The sequence below is a fragment of the Skermanella sp. genome, from assembly GCF_059503625.1.
Window position 1 is genome coordinate 1 of the sequence record NZ_JCACHA010000451.1, and the last position, 2,326, is coordinate 2,326.

At 61.9% G+C, this 2,326-nt stretch carries 3 protein-coding genes; 1 reads left to right on the top strand and 2 read right to left on the bottom strand.

Annotated features, from left to right (window positions below):
* Positions 1-328, bottom strand: a 328-nt coding sequence (locus AC5JJ6_RS09970; protein WP_496041892.1) for an OmpW/AlkL family protein, incomplete at its 3' end; no start/stop codon positions are given.
* Positions 329-782: 454 nt separating this feature from the next.
* On the opposite strand from AC5JJ6_RS09970, the gene AC5JJ6_RS09975 reads away from it, so the two are divergent.
* The gene (locus tag AC5JJ6_RS09975; RefSeq protein ID WP_496041893.1) at positions 783-1,658 is read left to right on the top strand and encodes a YihY/virulence factor BrkB family protein; all 876 of its coding nucleotides are present in this window, start codon (positions 783-785) and stop codon (positions 1,656-1,658) included.
* A gap of 35 nt (positions 1,659-1,693) precedes the next feature.
* On the opposite strand, the gene AC5JJ6_RS09980 is transcribed toward AC5JJ6_RS09975, so the two are convergent.
* Positions 1,694-2,326 (bottom strand): anti-sigma factor (locus AC5JJ6_RS09980; protein ID WP_496041894.1); only part of this gene is annotated, 633 nt, incomplete at its 5' end.

Below are 2,326 nucleotides of genomic sequence, written 5' to 3' on the forward strand. Positions count from 1 at the left end.
CGGGACCCTTGGCGTCCACCTCGTGGCGCGCGGTCGCGGCGATCAGTTCGAGGGCGATGTTGTCGGTCAGGAAATACGAGAAGTCCACTTCGGGAACGTAGGCATTCCCCACTTTTGCATCCAGGCCGGTATCGGCACCCCCGGCAGTCTTGACGCTGCCACTCTCATCGGGGAACACGCCAAGGGCGCGCAAACGGATGTTGATGTCGCCCGCCGCCTTGGGCTTGAAGTCCATTTCCTGGGCATTCGCTGTAGCCGTTGCGCCGAACGCAAACAGAGCGAGAGCAAGCGTCGAGACGGCGCCGAGGTTGTGCCACGAACGAAACATGATCGATACTCCAGAGTAAATCGGGCAATGCGTTTGCCGAGCATTCCGAAGTAATGTTGTGACACATGAACTTAAGATACGGGAGAGAGACCTAGTGTGGCATCTGGTCGCTGTACTGATCTAAATCAATTCTTCAAGTAACGCATATTTCTCTATTGTGTGTTGCGGAAGTGCCAATCATACCGCAAGTCCATTCATGTGCCCGATGCGTGCTCTCGGAGTCCCGGCAGCGGGCATACTGTCGCCGACCTGCTGCATTTAGCGATAATACATTGAATGACGTCATAGTCACACTCTTTCTCGACTACATCCAATGGCCTATACCTAAATCGATAGAGGGGATGGAACTTAGTTGCCTTTGCCGCCTTTTCGTTGTCTGACTGAAGAAGGATGGCATCATCCCGGACGCCGCCGATCGGCCGGATATTCCCCTTACCTTTCAGGGAGACCGCGCATGGGATTTGTCAGGCAATCCCGCGACATCGTCGTCGATGCCGCCCTGGGCTGGATCAACGACGAGGCCATGACCCGGGGAGCCGCGATCGCCTTCTACACGATCTTCGCGCTTGCCCCCTTCGTGATCCTGGTCACGGCGATCGCCGGTCTCGTCATCGGCCGGCAGGTGGCCCAGGATGCGCTGATGGTGCAGATCGGCGGACTGATCGGACAGGAAGCCGCGACGACCCTCAAGCAGATGGCCGCCAGCGCCAACGACATCAAGGCCGGCGCGATCGCGACGGTTTTCGGCATTTCGACGATCCTGATAGGGGCGACGACCGTCTTCGTCGAGTTGCAGACCTCGCTGAACCGCATCTGGAAGACGGAGCCTCCGGGTGCTTCGTCCCTCACATGGCTGGTCAAGATGCGGCTGAAGGGCTTGGCCCTGATCGGGATGATCGGCTTCCTGCTGATCGTCTCGCTGGTCGTCAGCGCAGGTTTGGCAGCGGTCGGCAGATGGTTCGAAGGCATGCTGCCGGAGCTGTTCGTGGTGGTCTGGGCCGCCAACCTGATCGGCTCCCTGGTGGTCTTCACCGTTTTGTTCGCCCTGGTCTACCGGACCCTCCCCGACACCCGGATACCCTGGACGGACCTTTGGCTCGGGGCCGCTATCACCGCCGTCCTGTTCACCATCGGCAAGTCGCTGATCGGCCTTTATCTCGGCACGAGCGGCGTTACCTCCGCCTACGGAGCCGCCGGGTCGTTCGTGCTGATCCTGCTCTGGGTCTACTACTCGGCCTCCATCTTCCTCTACGGCGCCGAAATCACCCGGGCCTATTCGGACCGTGTCGGCAGCCGCGCCAAAGGGCGCCGCAGGACCGGTAGCGGATGAGCCTGCACCCACGCCAAGCTCGATACGGAAGCGCGTCAGAATGTTTCCGCCGCATTTCCCTTGTACAGTACCGGTCCTGTCGGACGCCCCGTCGGCGATCCGCCCGCCGGCTCCAGGGTGATCTCGAAGAACTGATCGGTGGCGGGCGACGGCAGATCCGACAAGTTCAGCCGCACCGATCTGGCCTGTGACAGCAAACCGACGGAAACGGGAGCGCTTTGGGGTGTCGGCAGGGTCCAGACCTGGAAGACCCGTTCCGGCGGTATCGTGAACTCCTGCAACGGAACCAGCTTGACTTCCTGATCCTCATAAATCTGGATCAAAGCGCCGGGACGCCTGTCGTCGGCCAGCAGGACGGCGACGTACAGGGGCTCTTCAGGCCGCGTCGCCACGGCAGCGACCAACCCGGCGGTAAGCAGCAGCGATGCCGCCAATCCGCCCATCGCGCAGCGCCTCCAGAAGTTCTGGTTTGCCGCCGCTTGGGGGGCAAGGCTGTGTGCGGCCGTCTTTGCGCGGGCATCGTCCGTCCTGTCCAGCGACTGCTCGATGCGCTTCCACAGCGCGTCGTCCGCCGTCTCAGGGGCCGCCGTCCGGTCAAGGGCGCCCAGCCGCCGGCGCCATGCCTCGACATCGCGGGCGAACGCCGGATCTTCCGCCACGAGGCGCTC